The 18,633-nt window shown below is 58.6% G+C and carries 20 protein-coding genes; 13 read left to right on the forward strand and 7 right to left on the reverse strand.

The genetic code is table 11. From position 1 onward, the window contains the following. Positions 1–34: 34 nt before the first annotated feature. The 3 genes from trmB (at position 35) to cmk (ending at position 2,774) form a co-directional block, all read left to right on the forward strand. Entirely contained in the window at positions 35–745 is a 711-nt protein-coding gene (gene trmB / locus ACR0MV_RS14930) for a tRNA (guanine(46)-N(7))-methyltransferase TrmB (RefSeq protein WP_480702614.1), read from the forward strand. A 68-nt stretch (positions 746–813) separates the two neighbouring features. Continuing rightward, positions 814–2,160, forward strand: coding sequence for a 3-phosphoshikimate 1-carboxyvinyltransferase (aroA, locus tag ACR0MV_RS14935; protein WP_480702616.1), 1,347 nt, complete (start codon positions 814–816; stop codon positions 2,158–2,160). Beyond that, positions 2,157–2,774 (forward strand): (d)CMP kinase, encoded by a 618-nt coding sequence (gene cmk, locus ACR0MV_RS14940; protein ID WP_480702617.1) that lies wholly within the window; start codon positions 2,157–2,159, stop codon positions 2,772–2,774. The genes aroA and cmk overlap by 4 nt, the downstream gene beginning before the upstream one ends. Positions 2,775–2,799: 25 nt before the next feature. Here cmk and ACR0MV_RS14945 read toward each other — a convergent pair whose 3' ends face one another. Continuing rightward, positions 2,800–3,279 (reverse strand): YHS domain-containing (seleno)protein, encoded by a 480-nt coding sequence (locus ACR0MV_RS14945; RefSeq protein ID WP_480702619.1) that lies wholly within the window; start codon positions 3,277–3,279, stop codon positions 2,800–2,802. A gap of 219 nt (positions 3,280–3,498) precedes the next feature. Between ACR0MV_RS14945 and ACR0MV_RS14950 the strand changes: the two genes are divergently transcribed. Continuing rightward, positions 3,499–4,023 carry a hypothetical protein gene (locus ACR0MV_RS14950; RefSeq protein ID WP_480702620.1) on the forward strand — a complete coding sequence of 175 codons (525 nt, stop codon included), beginning with the start codon at positions 3,499–3,501 and terminating at the stop codon, positions 4,021–4,023. Positions 4,024–4,198: 175 nt separating this feature from the next. Then, positions 4,199–5,884 carry a tryptophan halogenase family protein gene (locus ACR0MV_RS14955; RefSeq protein ID WP_480702621.1) on the forward strand — a complete coding sequence of 562 codons (1,686 nt, stop codon included), beginning with the start codon at positions 4,199–4,201 and terminating at the stop codon, positions 5,882–5,884. Positions 5,885–5,942: 58 nt separating this feature from the next. Here the strand turns inward: ACR0MV_RS14955 and ACR0MV_RS14960 are convergent, their stop codons facing one another. Next, the gene (locus tag ACR0MV_RS14960; protein WP_480702623.1) at positions 5,943–7,418 is read right to left on the reverse strand and encodes a sulfatase family protein; all 1,476 of its coding nucleotides are present in this window, start codon (positions 7,416–7,418) and stop codon (positions 5,943–5,945) included. Positions 7,419–7,634: 216 nt separating this feature from the next. Here ACR0MV_RS14960 and ACR0MV_RS14965 point away from each other — a divergent pair, with 216 nt between their 5' ends. From ACR0MV_RS14965 to ACR0MV_RS15000, 8 genes are all read left to right on the forward strand, one after another. After that, positions 7,635–7,904 carry a DUF6525 family protein gene (locus tag ACR0MV_RS14965; protein ID WP_254439245.1) on the forward strand — a complete coding sequence of 90 codons (270 nt, stop codon included), beginning with the start codon at positions 7,635–7,637 and terminating at the stop codon, positions 7,902–7,904. A gap of 255 nt (positions 7,905–8,159) precedes the next feature. Beyond that, on the forward strand, positions 8,160–9,836 hold the full coding sequence (rpsA, locus tag ACR0MV_RS14970; protein WP_039532111.1) for a 30S ribosomal protein S1: 1,677 nt from the start codon (positions 8,160–8,162) through the stop codon (positions 9,834–9,836). Positions 9,837–10,107: 271 nt separating this feature from the next. Continuing rightward, positions 10,108–10,392, forward strand: coding sequence for an integration host factor subunit beta (ihfB, locus tag ACR0MV_RS14975; protein WP_037310872.1), 285 nt, complete (start codon positions 10,108–10,110; stop codon positions 10,390–10,392). Positions 10,393–10,399: 7 nt separating this feature from the next. After that, positions 10,400–10,750, forward strand: coding sequence for a lipopolysaccharide assembly protein LapA domain-containing protein (locus tag ACR0MV_RS14980; protein WP_209222064.1), 351 nt, complete (start codon positions 10,400–10,402; stop codon positions 10,748–10,750). A gap of 9 nt (positions 10,751–10,759) precedes the next feature. Further along, on the forward strand, positions 10,760–11,401 hold the full coding sequence (locus tag ACR0MV_RS14985; protein WP_480702624.1) for a phosphoribosylanthranilate isomerase: 642 nt from the start codon (positions 10,760–10,762) through the stop codon (positions 11,399–11,401). Between the two features lie 46 nt (positions 11,402–11,447). Next, the gene (locus ACR0MV_RS14990; protein ID WP_170426775.1) at positions 11,448–11,783 is read left to right on the forward strand and encodes a DUF3291 domain-containing protein; all 336 of its coding nucleotides are present in this window, start codon (positions 11,448–11,450) and stop codon (positions 11,781–11,783) included. A gap of 67 nt (positions 11,784–11,850) precedes the next feature. After that, a complete protein-coding gene (gene trpB / locus ACR0MV_RS14995) occupies positions 11,851–13,098 on the forward strand; it encodes a tryptophan synthase subunit beta (RefSeq protein ID WP_170426774.1) in 1,248 nt (415 codons plus the stop codon). Between the two features lie 51 nt (positions 13,099–13,149). Next, complete coding sequence (locus ACR0MV_RS15000) at positions 13,150–13,773, forward strand: class I SAM-dependent methyltransferase (protein ID WP_480702626.1); 624 nt, start codon at positions 13,150–13,152, stop codon at positions 13,771–13,773. A gap of 24 nt (positions 13,774–13,797) precedes the next feature. On the opposite strand, the gene hmuQ is transcribed toward ACR0MV_RS15000, so the two are convergent. From hmuQ to ACR0MV_RS15025, 5 genes are all read right to left on the reverse strand, one after another. Beyond that, complete coding sequence (hmuQ, locus tag ACR0MV_RS15005) at positions 13,798–14,118, reverse strand: heme-degrading protein HmuQ (protein WP_170426772.1); 321 nt, start codon at positions 14,116–14,118, stop codon at positions 13,798–13,800. Positions 14,119–14,203: 85 nt separating this feature from the next. Then, positions 14,204–14,581: a DUF2237 family protein gene (locus ACR0MV_RS15010; protein WP_170426771.1), complete on the reverse strand. Its 378-nt coding sequence runs from the start codon at positions 14,579–14,581 to the stop codon at positions 14,204–14,206. 9 nt (positions 14,582–14,590) lie between these two features. Beyond that, on the reverse strand, positions 14,591–15,754 hold the full coding sequence (locus ACR0MV_RS15015; protein ID WP_480702627.1) for a serine hydrolase domain-containing protein: 1,164 nt from the start codon (positions 15,752–15,754) through the stop codon (positions 14,591–14,593). Positions 15,755–15,836: 82 nt separating this feature from the next. Beyond that, positions 15,837–16,517 (reverse strand): aminoacyl-tRNA hydrolase, encoded by a 681-nt coding sequence (gene pth, locus ACR0MV_RS15020; protein WP_480702628.1) that lies wholly within the window; start codon positions 16,515–16,517, stop codon positions 15,837–15,839. 90 nt (positions 16,518–16,607) lie between these two features. Then, entirely contained in the window at positions 16,608–18,527 is a 1,920-nt protein-coding gene (locus ACR0MV_RS15025) for a DUF3604 domain-containing protein (protein WP_480702630.1), read from the reverse strand. Between the last annotated feature and the right edge of the window lie 106 nt (positions 18,528–18,633).

Here is an 18,633-nt window from a genome sequence, read left to right on the forward strand (position 1 = left end):
GCAACACTTGGACCTGCGCAGTATGGGCACCGCCATGAGCACCCAGACACCACAACGGCCCCGCAGAAACTTCTATGGTCGCTTCAAGGGAAAAACCCTGAAGCAGAGTCAGAAGACGTATCTGGACGAAGACCTCGATGCCCTGTCTCCGGGCGCTGTTGATTGGGAAACCAACCCTGAACGTCACCCGCTGAATCTAGATGAGCAATTCGGTGGCAAGGACGTCTGGCTTGAGGTCGGTTTTGGCGGCGGTGAGCATTTGGTGCATCAGGCTGCCAGCAACCCTGATATCGGGATCATCGGGGCCGAGCCTTACATCAACGGCGTCGCCATGCTGCTTGGTAAAATTCGCAAGGCTGGCGTCGAAAACCTTGCCGTGCATCCCGGTGATGCACGCGATCTGTTTGACGTTCTGCCCGAGGCCAGCATCTCTCGTGCCTTTCTTCTGTATCCCGACCCATGGCCCAAAACGCGGCATCACCGCCGCCGGTTTGTGACGCCCGAACATCTGGAACCTCTGGCCCGAGCGTTAAAGCCGGGGTCGATTTTCCGTGTGGCAACGGACATCCCCGACTATGTGCGTCAGACGCTGGAAGAGGTCCCGCGCGCGGGTTTTGAATGGCTGGCCGAGCGCCCTTCGGACTGGCGCGAACCGTGGGATGACTGGATCTCTACCCGTTACGAGCAGAAGGCGCTGCGTGAAGGCCGAACGCCACATTATTTGACCTTCCGCCGTAAAGGCTGATTGCCGCTGGACCAACCGGCCCCAATTCGCTAATCCGCCTTGGACTGATAGCGAAAACAGGAGCCCCCATGTCCGGACACGGCACGCCCATCCCGATGACCTCGCATCCTTGCGGCCCGCTGACCGGCACGGCTGAGGTGCCCGGCGACAAGTCCATCTCGCACCGGTCTCTGATCCTGGGCGCGATGGCCGTGGGCGAGACCCGCATTTCGGGCCTGTTGGAAGGCGAAGACGTTCTGGACACCGCCAAGGCCATGCGTGCCTTTGGGGCCGAGGTTACGGACCACGGTGACGGTGAATGGACCGTGCACGGCGTGGGCGTCGGTGGGTTCGCCGAACCCGATCAGGTGATCGACTGTGGTAACTCGGGCACCGGCGTGCGGCTGATCATGGGTGCGATGGCGACGTCACCGATCACGGCGACTTTCACGGGCGATGCCAGCCTGAACAAGCGGCCGATGGCACGTGTGACAGACCCGCTGGCATTGTTCGGCACGCAATCGGTGGGCCGCTCGGGTGGTCGTTTGCCGATGACTATTATTGGCGCAGTCGATCCGACACCGGTCCGCTATGAGGTTCCGGTGCCCTCTGCGCAGGTGAAATCGGCGGTCCTCTTGGCCGGCCTCAACGCGCCGGGCAAAACCGTGGTGATCGAGAAAGAAGCCACCCGCGACCATTCCGAGCGGATGCTGGCGGGTTTTGGGGCAGAGATCACTGTCGAGGATACGGACGAGGGCCGCGTCATTACCCTGACCGGACGTCCCGAGCTGAAGCCGCAGGTCATTGCTGTCCCACGCGATCCGTCCAGTGCGGCTTTCCCGGTTTGCGCGGCGCTTCTCACGCCAGGTTCGGACGTGTTGGTGCCGGGCATTGGTCTGAACCCCACGCGCGCCGGGTTGTTCACCACGCTGCGCGAGATGGGTGCGGACCTGACCTATGAGAACGAGCGCGAAGAGGGCGGCGAGCCTGTTGCCGACCTGCGCGCCAAGTACTCGCCCAACATGAAGGGCATCAACGTGCCGCCGGAACGCGCGGCATCGATGATCGACGAATACCCGGTTTTGTCCGTGGTTGCGGCCAATGCAACCGGCACCACCATGATGGGCGGCGTCAAGGAGCTGCGCGTCAAGGAAAGCGACCGGATCGACGCCATGGCGCGCGGGCTGCGTGCCAACGGGGTGACCGTGGATGAGGGCGAGGAATGGTGGTCGGTCGAAGGACTGGGCATCGGCAACGTCCCCGGTGGCGGCACTTGCGAAAGCTTTCTGGATCACCGCATTGCCATGTCCTTTATGGTGATGGGGATGGGTGCGAAATACGCGGTTTCCGTGGACGACGGCGGCCCGATCGCCACGTCGTTTCCGATCTTTGAACCGCTGATGGCGTCTCTGGGTGCCAAGGTCGAGCGTACATGAGCTTTACAGTCGCCATTGACGGCCCCGCCGCCGCAGGCAAGGGCACGATCTCGAAAGCGGTCGCTGCCCAGTTTGGGTTCGCGCATTTGGATACGGGCCTGTTGTACCGGGCCGTCGGGCGTCGAACGCTTCAAGGCATGGAGCCCATCGCGGCGGCGCAGGCACTTACGGCCGAAGAGTTAGGGCAGGGCGACCTGCGCACGGCCGAGATCGCGCAGGCCGCGTCCAAAGTGGCAGTGATCCCCGAGGTTCGGGCGGCTCTGGTCGATTTCCAGCGCGCCTTTGCCCGTCGGACCGGGGGCGCTGTGCTGGATGGCAGGGACATTGGTACGGTGATTTGCCCCGAGGCCGAGGTGAAACTGTTTGTGACGGCCAGCCCCGAGGTTCGGGCCGAGCGTCGTTTTCTTGAGCTAAGCGCCAAAGGCAGCGACGTTGCCCGCGAACAGGTGCTGGCGGATGTCCGGGAACGTGACGCACGCGACGCAGAACGCAGCACCGCGCCGATGAAACCGGCAGAGGATGCAGTCCTATTGGATACCTCGGACCTGAGTATCGAAGCGGCATTGGCAAAAGCCGTCGAGATTATCGAAAAGGTTCGGCCCGCGGGAACTTGATCCCACGGGCCATACAGGGGCTGGACTACAGCTCGCCCACTGCAATGGTTTTGATTTTCGACCACTGGTCGTCTGCCGTTTTCGACGTGGCGGCGACATCTTTTAGAAAGGCTGCGCGGGTTTTTGCGTTCAGAAACAAGTACAGTTTTCCATCAGTCACCAGGTACTGATCCGGGTCGCCGTCGAACTTCTTGCCGACCGAAACCCCGAACGAACAGAACCCGCCGTGCTGCGGCAGATAGGCCGCGGGGTTGGCTTCGAACGCCTCGCGATTGGCTGCGCTGGTAAAATAGTAGGAGGCGCCGTCATAGGTGGCGGAATGCGTGGCAAAGCCTTCGACCGGGTTGCCATCATTGACCAGGGCCACAAGGTCGACCCCATGCGCGGCCAGCGGCGCACCAGCGGCGGAGATACCGTTTGAAACGTTGTTCTCATCCGCCGCAAAGGCCGGGGCGGCAATCAAGGGCAGCGTCGCGATAAGTGTGCTCAGGACAAAAGATTTCATGATGTGCTTCCTTTCAGGTTCAGTATCCGGCCAGCTGATCTGCCAGCCGCTGACACAAAGCTAGGAGCGGCGTTTTGAACGCGCTATCGCAGGCAGCCCCAAGTATCTTGCAGATCGTTCAGAGTTTTCGACGGCCCGGAAACACTCATCACTAAGCTTTGTTTGGTCACGCGCGCAGTCGCTTCCTATTGTCAAAGGATACCCTGCAGGAGCGTTGCCATGATCCGACTAGCCATTCTTGTGATCTTCCTCGCCGGAAGTGTAGTGGCCCAAGAGGCCCCTGAGCCCGAGCCTCCTATGACCTATGAAAGGCTGGGCAAGATCGTCTTTGCACTGGATCCTGATGCGCAACCGCTTGGGCCGGGGTTCCAGATGACGGTCTCGGACCGTTCGGTGTTGGTTGTCACGGACATCAACGCGGACCGGATGCGAGCGATGATTGCAATCCGCAGCGCCGAGGGTTTGTCGCCCGCCGATCTGCGGCGCATGATGCAGGCGAATTTCGACAGTACCCTGGATGCGCGTTACGCGCTTGCCAATGGCACATTGTGGGCGGCGTTCATTCACCCCTTGTCGCGGTTGAACAAAGAGCAGTTGATCTCGGGGCTGGCCCAGACGGTGAACATCGCCAACACCTATGGGTCCCTCTACACCGGCGGTGCGGCGGAGTTCGGAGGGGGCGACAGCCAGGACCTTCAGCGCGCGTTGATCGAAGAGCTTTTGAAGAAAGGCGAAGAGATCTGATTGCCGGTGCAAAGTAGGCTCATCCTGATCGTACAAAATTCGCTGCCCTTAGGCCCTAGCTGGATGCAGGAAAGCTGATATAGTCGCTGGCACGCCAAGAGGGAAAGCTGAACAAGCCCTAAAGAATAAAGGGCAGGCAGCTACAAAATTCCCCGAGCCAACAGGGACTAAAATTATGAATAATCGCTTGAGCAAAATCACCATCGTCGGTGGTGGTACGGCGGGGTGGATGACCGCGCTGATCCTCGAAATGGTGTTGTCACGCACGTCGGCAACCAAGGATCGCCCGCGCATCTGCCTTATCGAAAGCCCCAATATCTCGACCGTTGGTGTCGGAGAAGCCACGGTGCCGCGCATGCCGGTCACGTTACGCCAGGCGGGGATATCCGAGCGGGACTTTTTCCGGGAAACCAACGCGTCATTCAAACTTGGTGTGAAGTTCTGCAATTGGAACAAGGACGCCAAAGGCAACCGCATCGATTATGTGAACCCGTTTGCCCATGGCCAGTTGTTGGAAGGGCTGGAAAGCGCCGAGTACTTCCTGCGGTTCGGCAATGGGGATCGGGATTTCACGCAATCCATCTCACCGCACGATGATCTGGCCCGCATGTGCAAAGGTGCGCGGCAGTTGGGGCAGCCCGAGTTCGAACAACGGTTTGGCTATGCCTATCATCTGGATGCAGTGAAGTTTGCTGGCATGCTGACCAAGGTCTGCACCAAGCGTGGCGTCGAGCACATCCAGGACGAAGTGCAATCGGTCGAGTTGGATGAGCAAGGCAATGTCAGCCACCTGATGTTGGAGCGCAAAGGCCGCCATGACGTCGAGATGGTCATTGATTGCACTGGCTTCCGCGGGCTGATCATCAATCAGGCGCTGGGCGAGCCGTTCATGGACTACTCGGACTATCTGCCCAACGACCGGGCCATGGCGTTGCAGGTCGAACACCCGGACCCAGAGAAAATCGAAAGCGTCACACGCTCTACCGCCTTGGGAGCCGGTTGGACGTGGCGGGTACCGCTCTATAACCGAGTGGGCACAGGTTATGTGTATTCATCGGCGCATAGGACGGATGATCAGGCGGCGGATGAATACCTTGAATGGCTGGGCGACAGCGGCAAGGGGCTGACGCCGCGGGTGATCCCAATGCGGGTAGGTCGCGTGCGCCATGCCTGGGTTAAAAATTGCGTTGCTATCGGTTTGTCCGGCGGGTTCATTGAACCGCTCGAAAGCACGGCGATCCACATGATTGACCACGCAGTGCGCTGGTTCGCCGAACACCTGCCAACGAAAGACATCGAGCCCGCCTTGCGGGCCAGATACAACCGGCAGATGGACAAGCTTTATGATGAGGTTCTGGACTTCATCTGCCTGCACTATCGGTTGGGTAACCGTACAGACGACCAATACTGGATCGATGCCCGTACCGAGATGAAAATTCCCGACCGGCTGGCCGAAAACCTTGAGCTATGGCAGCATCGCTTGCCTATGGAAAATGATATCGAGTTCGCAACGCTCTTCAATTTCCGCGTCTACCAGACGGTGCTGCTGGGCAAACAGGTCTACGACACGGGCTATGGAGAGGGCATCCGTGACCGTTTGCGGCCCCTGAAAAAGCCGATTTGGTTCCAGTGGTGGAAGGGTGCCAAGATGGATCTTGCGCAGATCCTCAAGTCCATGCCGGATCACAAAACGCTGTTGCGAGATATTCGCGGCGAGTTGGAGCGGCCAGCATTTGGCAAGGCACAGGTCGCGCAGCCCACGGTGGCGATGCCGGGTACGGCTCCGGCGCCTGTGATGGTCCAGAACATGCCGAACTTTACCGAAATTCAAAGCGGCTCCAAGGACCTGCAATTGTTCTAAGCACGGCAGGTGCTCTGCGTCGATGGAGCATCCGCGACACCGAAGCGAAGCACTTGCGCTACAGTGCAGGTCCTTCGCTTAACTTTTCCTGCTCGGACGGTGTGGGCGTGTGATTGAACACAAATGCCGTTCGACAGGCTTCTTCACCGCCCAACTCTTCAATCTTCTTGCGCTGGTCGGAAAAGGCGCGGGCGTTGACTTCTTCGGGGTCGCAAATTTCACGCAGCCGTCTTTCTCCTTCGATCAGCGCAGCCTGAACCTGCGGGTCATTCGCCCGGTCCACCGCGCGATTGATTTCCTCATGCGGGTCGGTTGACAGGTCGAACAGCTGCGGGGTCTGGCCCACATAGTAGACGTATTTCCAGGTTCCCCAACGCACCATGAAGCTGCCGGTTTTCGAGCCGCCATCATGGTATTCGCTGAACCCCGATCGGTTAAGGTCGTCCGGCGCATTGGCAAGATCAATCAGAGACTTGCCGGGCTGACTGGCATTGTCATCGTCATCTGCCACGCCGCAAACATCACGCGCCGTCGCGGCAATATCCGTCAGGTTGGTACAGGTCGCGACCCGGTGTCCTGCAGGAATGCCCGGACCGGCTGCGATCATCGGAATTCCTGCGCTGGCCTCATACATGACCTGCTTGGTCCAGAACCCCTGATCGCCCATCATGTCGCCATGGTCCGAGACATAGACGACAACGGTATTTTCAGCCTGTCCGCTATCTTCCAAAGCCTTCACTATGCGCCCGACACAATCGTCCATTAGTGATGTCAGACCATAATATGCGGCCTTGGCCTCTCGCATTTTCTGTTCGTCAAAATAGTCGTCATAGTTGAAGAAACCCGCGATGTTGCGCAGTTCCTCATGATCTGGCAGGCCTTTGCCATATCCGACGGGCAGGTCCATCAAAGCGGGATCGTAAAGGTCATACCATTCCTTGGGGCAGGTCAGCGGGTAATGCGGACTGACCAGCGAAACGAATGCAGCCCAGGGTTGGTTTTGGCGCGCAAGGTCGGTCAACCACGCCTCGGATGCTGCGGTAATATCCAGATCGTAATCGGTATAGGTGCTGGGCCCGACGCCCACATCCTCGGCCAGCTCGGACGCCGAATCGTAGGCCGGAGGGTTCTCTCGTAAAAGGCCCACGGCCCAGCCAACACCGCCGACCACATGCATCGGCAGAATTTCCTGTGAGAATCCGTTGTCGTCATCGGCGGAGCGGAAATGCAATTTCCCGATGGATACCACCTCTCGCCCCGCATCGCGCAATTGCCGCATCCAGCTGCGCGGTTGCCCGTTATATGGCGTCGCGCTGTCCCAGTTTCCCGTTTTGTGCACCCAGTCACCGGTCGCCAGCGCGGCACGTGTCGGCACGCACATGGGTGAGGGGGTGTAGGCGGATTGAAACATCGTGCCACGTTCGGCCAATGCATCCAGATTGGGCGTTTTGACGATAGGATGCCCGGCACACCCCATCGCGTCTTTGCGGTGTTCGTCGGATATGATGACGAGAAAGTTCAGGTGCTGGCTCATGAGGTCCTCCGGCTTTGGGCAAGCCTCGCTACTGGGTCAAACATTGCTGTTCGAAACGCGACATTCGCCAGAAAATCTATCTGGTATCGCATCGAAGTCCGGCTTGCGCGTATAGTTTGCAAATGTAATAACATAGCAAAACTTTTGAGCGAGCATGACGACACCAATCCAAGCTGAACAAGGCAGGCTCATGCGCGCCAACGAACGGAGCGCGCGTTGACCAACCGAAGCAACAATAGAAACCTGCGCAGCCAGATCAAACGCCGTCGACGTGCCGGATCTCCGATGCAGGCTTATGACGCTCTGCCCGCCGAGTTGCGGCTTTGGTTGGCTTCGGCCTGCCTGCCATGGAGCCCGGCCTCGGCCCTGCGGATTTGGGACAAGGTTGGCGGCGCGCGAGACCCGGACACGGCTTATTCCCGCCTGAATGCGATTGAGCAGTCGATGCTGCAACGCGACGCGCAGGTTTGGGAGGTGGCGCGTTAACCCGAAAGACCGCCGAGCCCCTGTATTTCTTGGCTTTCCACTTGCGCCCGCTGGGGAAACCGCTTATACGCGCGCTGTCGATACAAGGGCGGTCAACGTCCGGATGACGTTTCTGAGCAGGGCCGGGTTACCTCGGCCCTTTGTGTTTGTTTGCTCAGGGGCGCACCGGGTCACGCCTGAAGACATCATGAAACAAGACCGGCGGAGACAACCGCTCGGCCAGCAAAAACGTTATGTAAAGGAAAATGACGCCACATGGCTAACGCATCCATGGAGGAATTCGAAGCCCTCCTGAATGAAAGCTTCGAAATGGACACACCCGAAGAGGGTTCTGTTGTCAAAGGTAAGGTTCTGGCGATTGAAGCCGGCCAAGCCATCATCGACGTAGGCTACAAAATGGAAGGCCGCGTTGATCTGAAAGAATTCGCAAATCCCGGCGAAGCCCCTGAAATCGCTGTTGGTGACGAGGTAGAAGTTTACCTGCGCGCCGCAGAAAACGCCCGTGGCGAAGCCGTCATCTCGCGTGAGATGGCCCGCCGTGAAGAGGCATGGGACCGTCTGGAAAAAGCATATGCCGACGACCAGCGCGTCGAAGGTGCAATCTTTGGTCGCGTAAAAGGTGGCTTCACCGTCGATCTGGGTGGCGCAGTTGCGTTCTTGCCCGGCTCGCAAGTTGACGTCCGCCCCGTGCGCGACGCTGGCCCTCTGATGGGTCTGAAGCAGCCGTTCCAGATTCTGAAAATGGACCGCCGCCGTGGCAACATCGTTGTCTCGCGTCGTGCAATCCTGGAAGAATCGCGTGCCGAACAGCGTGCCGAAGTCATCGGCAACCTGTCCGAAGGTCAGACCGTCGAGGGTGTTGTCAAAAACATCACTGAATACGGTGCATTCGTTGACCTGGGCGGCGTTGACGGCCTGCTGCACGTCACCGATATGGCCTGGCGCCGTGTGAACCACCCGTCCGAGATCCTGACGATCGGCGAAACCATCAAGGTTCAGGTCATCAAGATCAACAAAGAGACCCACCGCATCAGCCTGGGCATGAAGCAGCTGCAGGAAGATCCGTGGGATCTGGTTGCTGCCAAGTACCCGCTGGGCTCGGTCCATCAGGGTCGCGTCACCAACATCACTGATTACGGCGCGTTCGTCGAGCTGGAAGCCGGTGTCGAAGGTCTGGTGCACGTGTCCGAGATGTCCTGGACCAAGAAAAACGTCCACCCCGGCAAGATCGTTTCGACCAGCCAGGAAGTCGACGTCATGGTTCTGGAAATCGACGGCGCCAAGCGTCGCGTGTCTCTGGGCCTGAAGCAGACTCAGCGCAACCCATGGGAAGTGTTTGCAGAAACACACCCCGAGGGCACCGAGGTCGAAGGCGAAGTCAAGAACATCACCGAATTCGGTCTGTTCATTGGCCTCGAAGGCGACATCGACGGCATGGTTCACCTGTCCGACCTGTCCTGGGACGAGCGTGGCGAGGATGCGATCCAGAACTACCGCAAAGGCGACATGGTTTCGGCCGTCGTTTCGGAAGTTGACGTCGAAAAAGAGCGTATCTCGCTGTCGATCAAAGCCCTGGGCGGTGACAAGTTCGCCGAAGCCGTGGGCGGCGTGAAGCGTGGCTCGGTCATCACCGTCGAAGTGACCGCGATCGAAGATGGCGGCATCGAGGTGGAATACGAAGGCATGAAGTCGTTCATCCGTCGTTCCGACCTGTCGCGTGACCGTGCCGAACAGCGCCCCGAGCGTTTCTCGGTCGGTGACAAGGTCGACGTTCGCGTCACCAACGTCGACAGCAAGACCCGCCGTCTGGGTCTGTCGATCAAGGCACGCGAGATCGCCGAAGAGAAAGAGGCCGTGGAACAGTACGGTTCGTCGGACTCGGGCGCATCGCTGGGCGATATCCTGGGTGCAGCGCTGAAATCGGGCGACTAAGTCCGGGGCGCATCCCGAACACGATTTTCGGCCTCGCACGCAAGTGCGGGGCCGTTTTTGTTGCGAATCAACACCTTCCAAAATTTGGGTTTATTCCGGCAGTCGCTTGTGCATTTGGAGCAGAATCCGCCGGATCAAGCAAAAAATCGCCCGACTTCGCAGCAAAATGAAGGCATTGCGCCTCGAGTAAACGTTCCCCCGATCACGGTTTTTTTCTATACTGCCCAGAACAATAGACATGGTTAACCGGTCGCCTGGGAGGGTAACGCACATGATCCGTTCAGAACTGATTCAGAAAATCGCCGATGAAAACCCGCATCTCTATCAGCGTGACGTCGAACGGATCGTAAATACCGTGTTCGAAGAAGTGACGGATGCCATGGCCCGTGGTGACCGGGTTGAGCTGCGCGGTTTTGGCGCGTTCTCGGTCAAACAGCGGGATGCGCGCGTTGGTCGCAACCCCAGAACCGGCGAAACCGTACAGGTCGAAGAAAAATGTGTACCATTCTTCAAGACAGGCAAGTTGCTAAGGGATCGATTGAACGGTAAAGCCTGACACTATGATGCGCTACCTTCGATATGCTTTCCTGGCGATCCTTGGGATCGTCCTTGTGTCCGTCTCGCTGGCCAATCGCCAAATGGTCGAACTCAAGCTGATGCCGGATGCTCTGGCTGAATTGCTGGGCTTCAACCTTTCGACCAATCTGCCGTTGTTCATTGTCGTTCTGGGCGGTGTCGTGGCCGGTTTGATCATCGGGTTCCTGTGGGAATGGCTGCGCGAACATAAGCATCGCCGCGATGCCTCGGTCAAAACTGGCGAGGTGCGCAAGCTTGAGCGTGAGGTCAAGAAGCTCAAGAAGAAGCAGAACGAAGGTAAGGACGACGTGCTGGCTCTGCTGGACGAAGCCAGCTAAGGCACTCCAATGTCAGACATCGCTGTAAAAATCTGCGGGTTGACTGCGCCCGGTCATGTGCGCGCTGCGGCCGAGGCCGGGGCGCGGTATGTTGGGTTCGTGTTCTTTCCGAAATCACCCCGCCATCTTGAACTGGACAAGGCCGCTGAACTGGCCCAACTGGTCCCTGCTGGGGTGGCCAAGGTGGCGCTGACGGTCAATGCCTCGGATGAGGATCTTGACCGCATCGTGGCCGAGGTACCCTTGGACATGCTTCAATTGCACGGCAAGGAAACGCCCGAGCGGGTGTCCGAGGTTCGTGGCAAGTTCGGCCTGCCGGTCATGAAGGCGATTGGCGTTGCCGAGGCAGAAGACCTCAGCGCAATTGATCTATATTCCGAAGTGGCCGATCAGCTGTTGATCGATGCCAAGCCACCGCGGACATCCGAGCTGCCGGGCGGCAATGGGCTGGCCTTTGACTGGAGGCTTCTGGCGGGACGCAAGTACTGGCAAAAACCATGGATGCTGGCCGGGGGGCTGACGCCTGACAACGTGGCCGAGGCCATCCGCATGACCGGTGCGAGGCAGGTTGATGTGTCTTCAGGCGTGGAAAGCGCGCCGGGGATTAAAGATCCCATGAAGATTTCTGAATTTATCCAAGCGGCCTGTTGATCTATCCAAAGCTTTCCCCCGTATATAACCGTGGGGAGGATAGGAGATGCTCGCAGCGATTGGCGGAGTTTCCCTAAAAAACTGGTTCTACGCGCCAGAGTTTGTCTGGCGTGCTGGCCGTGCGTTGCAGCAGGCGCAAGGCGACCCGCTGTGCCTTCACGCTCAGTTGTTTAGGCACGAGGAGCGTTATTTTTCACTCAGCGTTTGGCAGGATGCCGAGGCAATGCTGACCTTTGCCCATTCCGGTGCGCACCGTCGCGCAATGGCGGTCGCGGCGAAGCTGTCGATCAGCCATGAGTTCCATCATTTCCCTTGTATTGCTGTGCCAACGGAAGAACAGGCATTGCGGATTTGGAAGCAACGGTTTCACCCTGCGAATTGATACGTTTTGCCATGGCAAAACCCTCCGCTACCTCCTATGAACAACGGGTACGACGAGGGAGACACCCATGGCCAACGATCTTTTCAATTCCTTCATGTCCGGTCCTGATGAGCAGGGGCGTTTTGGCATCTTCGGGGGGCGGTTTGTCAGTGAAACGCTGATGCCTCTGATCCTGTCGCTGGAAGAGGAATATGAGAAAGCCAAGGTGGACCCTACCTTCTGGGCCGAGATGGACGATCTGTGGGCAAACTACGTTGGGCGACCGTCTCCGCTGTACTACGCGGAACGCCTGACTGAGCATCTGGGCGGCGCGAAGATTTACCTCAAGCGTGACGAGCTGAACCACACCGGCGCGCACAAGATCAACAACGTGCTGGGCCAGATCATTTTGGCGCGCCGCATGGGCAAGACCCGGATCATCGCGGAAACCGGGGCCGGTCAGCACGGCGTAGCCACAGCCACCGTCTGCGCCAAGTTTGGCCTGAAGTGCATCGTGTATATGGGCGCGCATGATGTGCAGCGTCAGGCGCCGAACGTGTTCCGCATGCGTCTGCTGGGGGCCGAAGTGATTCCGGTGACCAGCGGTCGTGGCACGCTGAAAGATGCCATGAACGACGCCCTGCGCGACTGGGTGACCAATGTGCGCGACACGTTCTACTGCATTGGTACCGTGGCTGGCCCGCACCCGTACCCGGCGATGGTGCGCGATTTCCAATCGATCATCGGCAAAGAAGCCAAAGAGCAGATGATGAAGGCCGAAGGCCGTCTGCCCGACACGATCATCGCCGCCATCGGCGGTGGGTCGAACGCGATGGGCCTGTTCTATCCCTTCCTGGATGACAAGGACGTCAACATCATCGGTGTCGAAGCCGGCGGTAAGGGCGTGAACGAAAAGATGGAGCATTGTGCTTCGCTGACCGGCGGCCGCCCGGGCGTGCTGCATGGCAACCGCACCTACCTGCTGCAGGATGATGACGGCCAGATCCTTGAAGGGTATTCGATTTCAGCCGGTCTGGACTATCCCGGTATCGGCCCCGAGCATTCGTGGCTGAACGACATCGGTCGTGCGAACTATGTCTCGATCACCGACAAAGAGGCGCTGGAAGCGTTCCAGCTGTGCTGCGCGACCGAGGGCATCATCCCGGCGTTGGAGCCCAGCCACGCGCTGGCGCATGTGATGAAAATCGCGCCTGATCTGCCGAAGGATCACCTGATCTGCATGAACATGTGTGGTCGCGGCGATAAGGACGTTCAGACCGTAGCGAAGTACCTGAACTTCGATATGTCCGATACCGAAGGCCGCACAGCCGACTAAGGTCTGACCCGGGGCTTTGCGCCCCGGGTAATTCATGCCAACCTGCGTGGCATGCACAACGCATCCGGCTCAGAAAAGCTCGACCAAAAATATGATGCCGCTGCCCCCGGCTGGGCGGACAAGATGCGGCTGCTCGGCTATTTCGATGCGTATTTGGGGTTCCTTTCGGTCGGGTCACCTCAAGATTTGGGGCAGAACGCGCTGGACGTTGGGTGCGGCACCGGTGCCTTTGCCGAAGCCCGCGCGGTTATTCAGCCCCAGGGTCAAGTCACGTTGCTGGAACCATCCGGGAAAATGCTGGCACAAGCAGACCATGCTTTGGCCAGAAGGGGAGCCACCGCAACGACGGTCCAATCACACCTTGAGGATTTTCGACCTGCGGAGCCGCACGATTGCATCCTTGCGGCCCACGTCCTTGAACACTGCGAAAACCCGACCGGTGCGTTGCAGCACTTGCGCGGGCTTTCAGCGCCCGCAGCAAGGCTGTGGCTGGTCGTCAGCAAACCGCATTGGTGCAACGCGATTATCTGGTTTCAATGGCGTCACCGGTCCTATAGGCCACGACAGGTGGCCAAGATGCTGGGCGACGCAGGATGGGAATTGGAGGCGGAGCACAGCTTTCCAACTGGTCCGCCATCGCGCACGTCGCGCGGCTACCTGGCACGCGCTGTGTGATCTTCGTTCTGGACAGTGGATCAATCAGCTCTGGTGCAGAACGGTTTCGAACCCCTCGAACTGAGGCGGTCCCATCAGGGCATACTGCGTTTTGCTGTTGCCCGCATTCTTGTGCGCATCACGGAACTGTTCCGATTTGGTCCAGGCTTCGAAGTCGCTGCGGCTGTCCCAGATGACATGACTGGAATAAAGACGATAGTCCTCGCCTTCGGGGCCTTTCAGCAAACGAAACTCTTGAAAGCCCGGCAGTTCCTTCAGACGGCTTTCCCGGTCTTTCCACACGGTTTCGAAATCGGCTTCGCTGCCCAGACGGACCTTGAAGCGGTTCATGGCGATAAAGCTCATAGCCTACCTCGTTTGTTGACGGTTGCACGCTTGCTAAACTGAGTGTTGGCTGGCGGGTTTCTTTGATGCGTTTTTGACGACAAGGTCAATCAGGTTCCGCGGCATTTGCCCGCAGAATACCAATCGGAACGATGTCCAGCGCCTGTTGATGCGTGGCTTCAAGATACACCTTTGGTGCACAGCCTTCATCATGAGCCTGCAGAAAGCGCCCGGCGCATAGACACCATTGGTCGCCGGGTTTGAGGCCGGGAAAGTTGAACTCGGGGCGCGGGGTGCTCAAATCATTGCCGACGTATTTGGAATAGGCCAGAAACTCGGCTGTCATTACGGCGCATACGGTGTGGCTGCCCTGATCCTCGGCGCAGGTGTTGCAGGCCCCATCCCTGAAGAACCCGGTCAACGGATCGCGGGAACAGGGGGCAAGCACGCCCCCCAGCACGTTGACACTATCCAGTTTTTGCATGGCCGCACCTCACAGGCTTTGGGCGATCTTTCGGAACATCTCTATGTTAGCTTCGTTGACGCCTTTGTCACGGAAACTGCGATCAGCACCTGTGGACACGATCAGAACACCGCGTGGCTGATCAAAATAGATGTATTGCCCATAAACACCACGGGCCAGAAACTCGCCCTCATGCGCGCCGACAGGAATCCACCACTGATAGCCGTAGCCAATCTTTCCGGTCTCGGTTGGGGCGCTGGGGAGGACCGACTCGGCGATCCATTCCGCAGGGACGATCTGCTGACCGTCATGCACGCCGTTTTGCAGGATCATCTGCCCAAACCGGGCAAAGTCGCGGGTCGTAAAGTTCAGCCCTCCCAGAACAAAAGCCACGCCAGCACCGTCGGTGACATAGTAGCCATCGCGCTCAAGACCCAAGGGCTGGAGGACCTTCTCGGTCAGCAGTTCAGCCACAGGCCGTCCAGTAGCACCGCGGATCACCATCCCGATGACATGGGTGTCGATCGAGACATATTGCCAGGTGTCGCCGGGTGCAGTGAACGTCTCGTTCAGCGAGGCGGAGAAGTCATCCAGCTCTCCACCTAGGGCAACGACACGACCCATGCGGTTAATGTCTGAGTTATAGTCCAGATAGTCCTCGTTGAACGTGACGCCGCTGGCCATGTTCAACACATTGCGGACTGTCGCGCCGTCATAGGCGGTGCCCTGTAGTTTCGGTGCGTATTTGGTCACCGGGTCATCCAGTGAGTCGATGGCGCCCTCGGCCATCAGGATCCCGAACAGGGCGGAAAGATAGCTTTTGGCAACCGACCAGGAAATCCGGCGATCATCCGGAGAGGTTCCCAGATAGTATTCTTCGAACCGGATCTGTCCGTCCTGCATCACCAGCAAAGAGGTCACGGCGCGGTCTTCAATCCAGCTGTCCGTGCCTTCGGGCAGGTCGAATCCGGAGCCATAGGTCAGCTCATAGGTGGGTCCATCGCCGCGAGGCAGGCTGACAATTTTGAAGGCCTGATCCATATGCGAGAAGTTGTGAACGATCTTTTCCTCGGAAAACAAAGAGTTCACGGCCATTAGGCGTTGAATCTCTTCGCGCTTCCAAAAGCCCACAACAACAGCTGCCAGCACCAGCATCAAAACGATGCGCAGCACCCATTTCATCAGGGTTCGCATGTGTCACCTCCCGTTTGACTGCCGCATTGGAACGCGGCAGGCTTGTGTTCGCAATTAGGACGTAGCGGCAAATGCAGCGGGTCTATTTGAACTTGTCCAATAGTTTCTGCATTGCCGACCTGCTATCGGCTTCGGGTTCCGGCGCAGGTTCGGCGGCCGGTTTTTTAGGTGCGGCGGGCGATTTGGATGACCGCGGTGGCGCGGTGCGCAGCGCGACCGCATTCATAAATTTGCCGCCGTCACCATCGGCCAGATGCCCGGCACCATCGGAAACGCCCCGCAGTACATCATCCAGCCAGTCTGCATCCGCCTTTGCAAAATCGCTCAGCACGTAAGGTGAGACCATTTCCTTGCGACCCGGGTGCCCGATGCCCAGCCGGACCCTGTCATAGGCCGGGCTGATATGTTCGTGGATCGACCTCAGGCCGTTGTGCCCGGCATGCCCGCCGCCCGCTTTGACGCGAACTTTCCCCGGGGCAAGATCCAGTTCGTCATGAAATACGGTCACGTCGGTCGACTCAAGCTTGTAGAACCGCATGGCTTCGCCCACGGACTGACCCGAGCGGTTCATGAATGTTTGCGGCTTGACCAACAGTACCTTTTCCGAGCCCAGCCGGCCTTCAGAAATCTCGGCCTGAAACTTGGATTTCCACGGTCCGAAACCGTGGTCATCGGCGATCCGATCCAGCGCCATAAACCCGATGTTATGCCGGTTCCGGGCGTATTTCTGACCCGGATTCCCCAGTCCGACAAAAAGTTTCATGGCTCTGCTCCGCGCGTCCTTGTTCGCTTTGCCCCCTCATGCCCCGAAACGGCGCAGAAATCCAGACGGGGCAGGGGCAGAAGGTCGCTCTCAGCCCTCGGGCGTGTACCAGATAGGCGACGTATAGGCGCGTTCAGTGGTGGTCATCGGTACGTCCGCGTCCATCTGGACATTGAAACGCTTGGCTTCATAGGCGGTCCAACGCGGCGTTGGGATTTCGATGACGCGGACATAATAGAAGGCCCGTTGTGACGGATCGAACTCGGGGTCCTGCCAAAAGGTGATCAGTTCCGGTGCGCCTATCGTGTTGGTCCAAGTGGCATTTTCCACATCCACCGTGTTCCCGACTGAAGGCAGCTTGCCGTCCGCTCCGGGTGCGCGGTCGCCGCCCCACGCAACGTCAAAGACTTTCTCTCCGCGCGTGCCGTCTGCGTTCAACCAACCTTTGATGACCTGAACCCGGTCGAGGTTGCCGCTATACGGGTCTTTAAGCGCTGCGATCAGAAAGTTCGGTGCCCCATCGCCGGTTCTGGTTGGCAGGTCCGAACCCATGGGGACGCCTTTCGCGTATCCAAGGTCAGCAGGCAGACGGGACAGCGCATCCTCTTCCGCGAAATCCCAGCCGCCGAAGAACCGCACCAGAATCCGGGACCCGGTAGTGCCGTAGACCTCGCGCCGCTCAAGCGCGTCGAAAATCGCCTCACGCGTGTTCTCCATCGCCCAGACCGCCGCATAGCCGCCAGAGGCCTGTTTCCAGCCATAGATTGAAAACTCCGGATCAGGGGCTTCAATAACCAAATGCTCCCAGCGGTTCGGTTCCGGTTCCACGCCGGAGTGCTTGCCAAAGAAGTTTTCCTCTTCTACCGCAGCCATCCCTGTATGGGCATCGGTAGAGCCTATCTGGCCAACCTTATAGGGGTTGATGCCCAGCTGTTCTTCCAGCATCAAACCGGTTTTGTAGGCCTCGCGCGAATACTCGTATTGCAGCATGTCCTGCGTCTTGGCTTCGGTTCCGTTCAGGTTCGAAGCGTCCCACGTGTCGAAATCCGCAAACTCGTCATCTGGGCTGAGGAACGGGTGCGCCTCGCTGTCGCCTTTGATCTGGGTGGTTTCGATAACCGGCTCGAACCGGGCACGCAGGCGTGCGTTCTCTTCGGTCAGCGGTGTTCCGTCAAAGTTTGAGACCGAGAACAAACGGCCATTAGACAGGTTGCCGTTATGGGGAATGGCCAGCACGTCCCCACCTGTCCGATCTTCGTAGTCGGCCAGATGCGTCCAGAGATCTTCGGGGTTCTTGCTGTCGAACTGCGAGAACGGAAGCACCTGATTGGCCCTGGCGGCCCCGTCGCGGAAGATCACGTTGCGGTGGATGTTGTCGCCGCCCTCAGATGTCCACTCATACCCGATCAGAGCCGTAAAGACGCCCGGCTCGTTATACCGATCCGCAAGCGTGGTGTAGTCCTGCCAGGCATCCTTAATGGCTTTGGGGTTGTCGATCGGGGGCTCGTCCCCAGACAGGGATGCGACGATTTCCATTGCGGTGGCAAAGACTGTATCCGTGTCGTTGCTGGTCAGAGCGTCGTACCATGACTTTCCCTGAGGCGTGGACAGGATGTTCTGATCCCCACCCAAGAGCTGTGGCATCAACCCGTACATCTCAGCGTGGTCCGAGATCACAAGCCAATCCAACGGTCGCGCCAGTTTGGCCTGCAGGCCGTGCGTCGTGGTAACTTCATGGCCCCGCGCGAACCGAAAGGCGTCTTCCTGGCTTAGGCGAGTCATTGTCCCCGCGTCGACGGAAACGTCCGTATGCAGGTGCGTGTCTCCCCACAAGGGACGGGTCGGAAAGTTTCGCCCCGCATAGGGCGAGAAATGATCAGAGGTGAATCTGTCAGCGACCTCATCCTTGCTGGGCAGTGTGTCCTGCACCTGAGCGGCTAAGGGTGAAACGCAGACAAAACTGCCAATGACAGAAAGCAAAACGGGCAGGGAATGAATTTGTGATGTCATGATCGGAGGCTCCATAGAAGAATTCGATGGGCATGGGGTTCAAAAAACCGAACCGCTTAGGCGGAGCCTAGCATAGAAAACCATCAAATGCGAAAATTCGCATTTC

The organism is Ruegeria sp. BC3, from assembly GCF_056539265.1.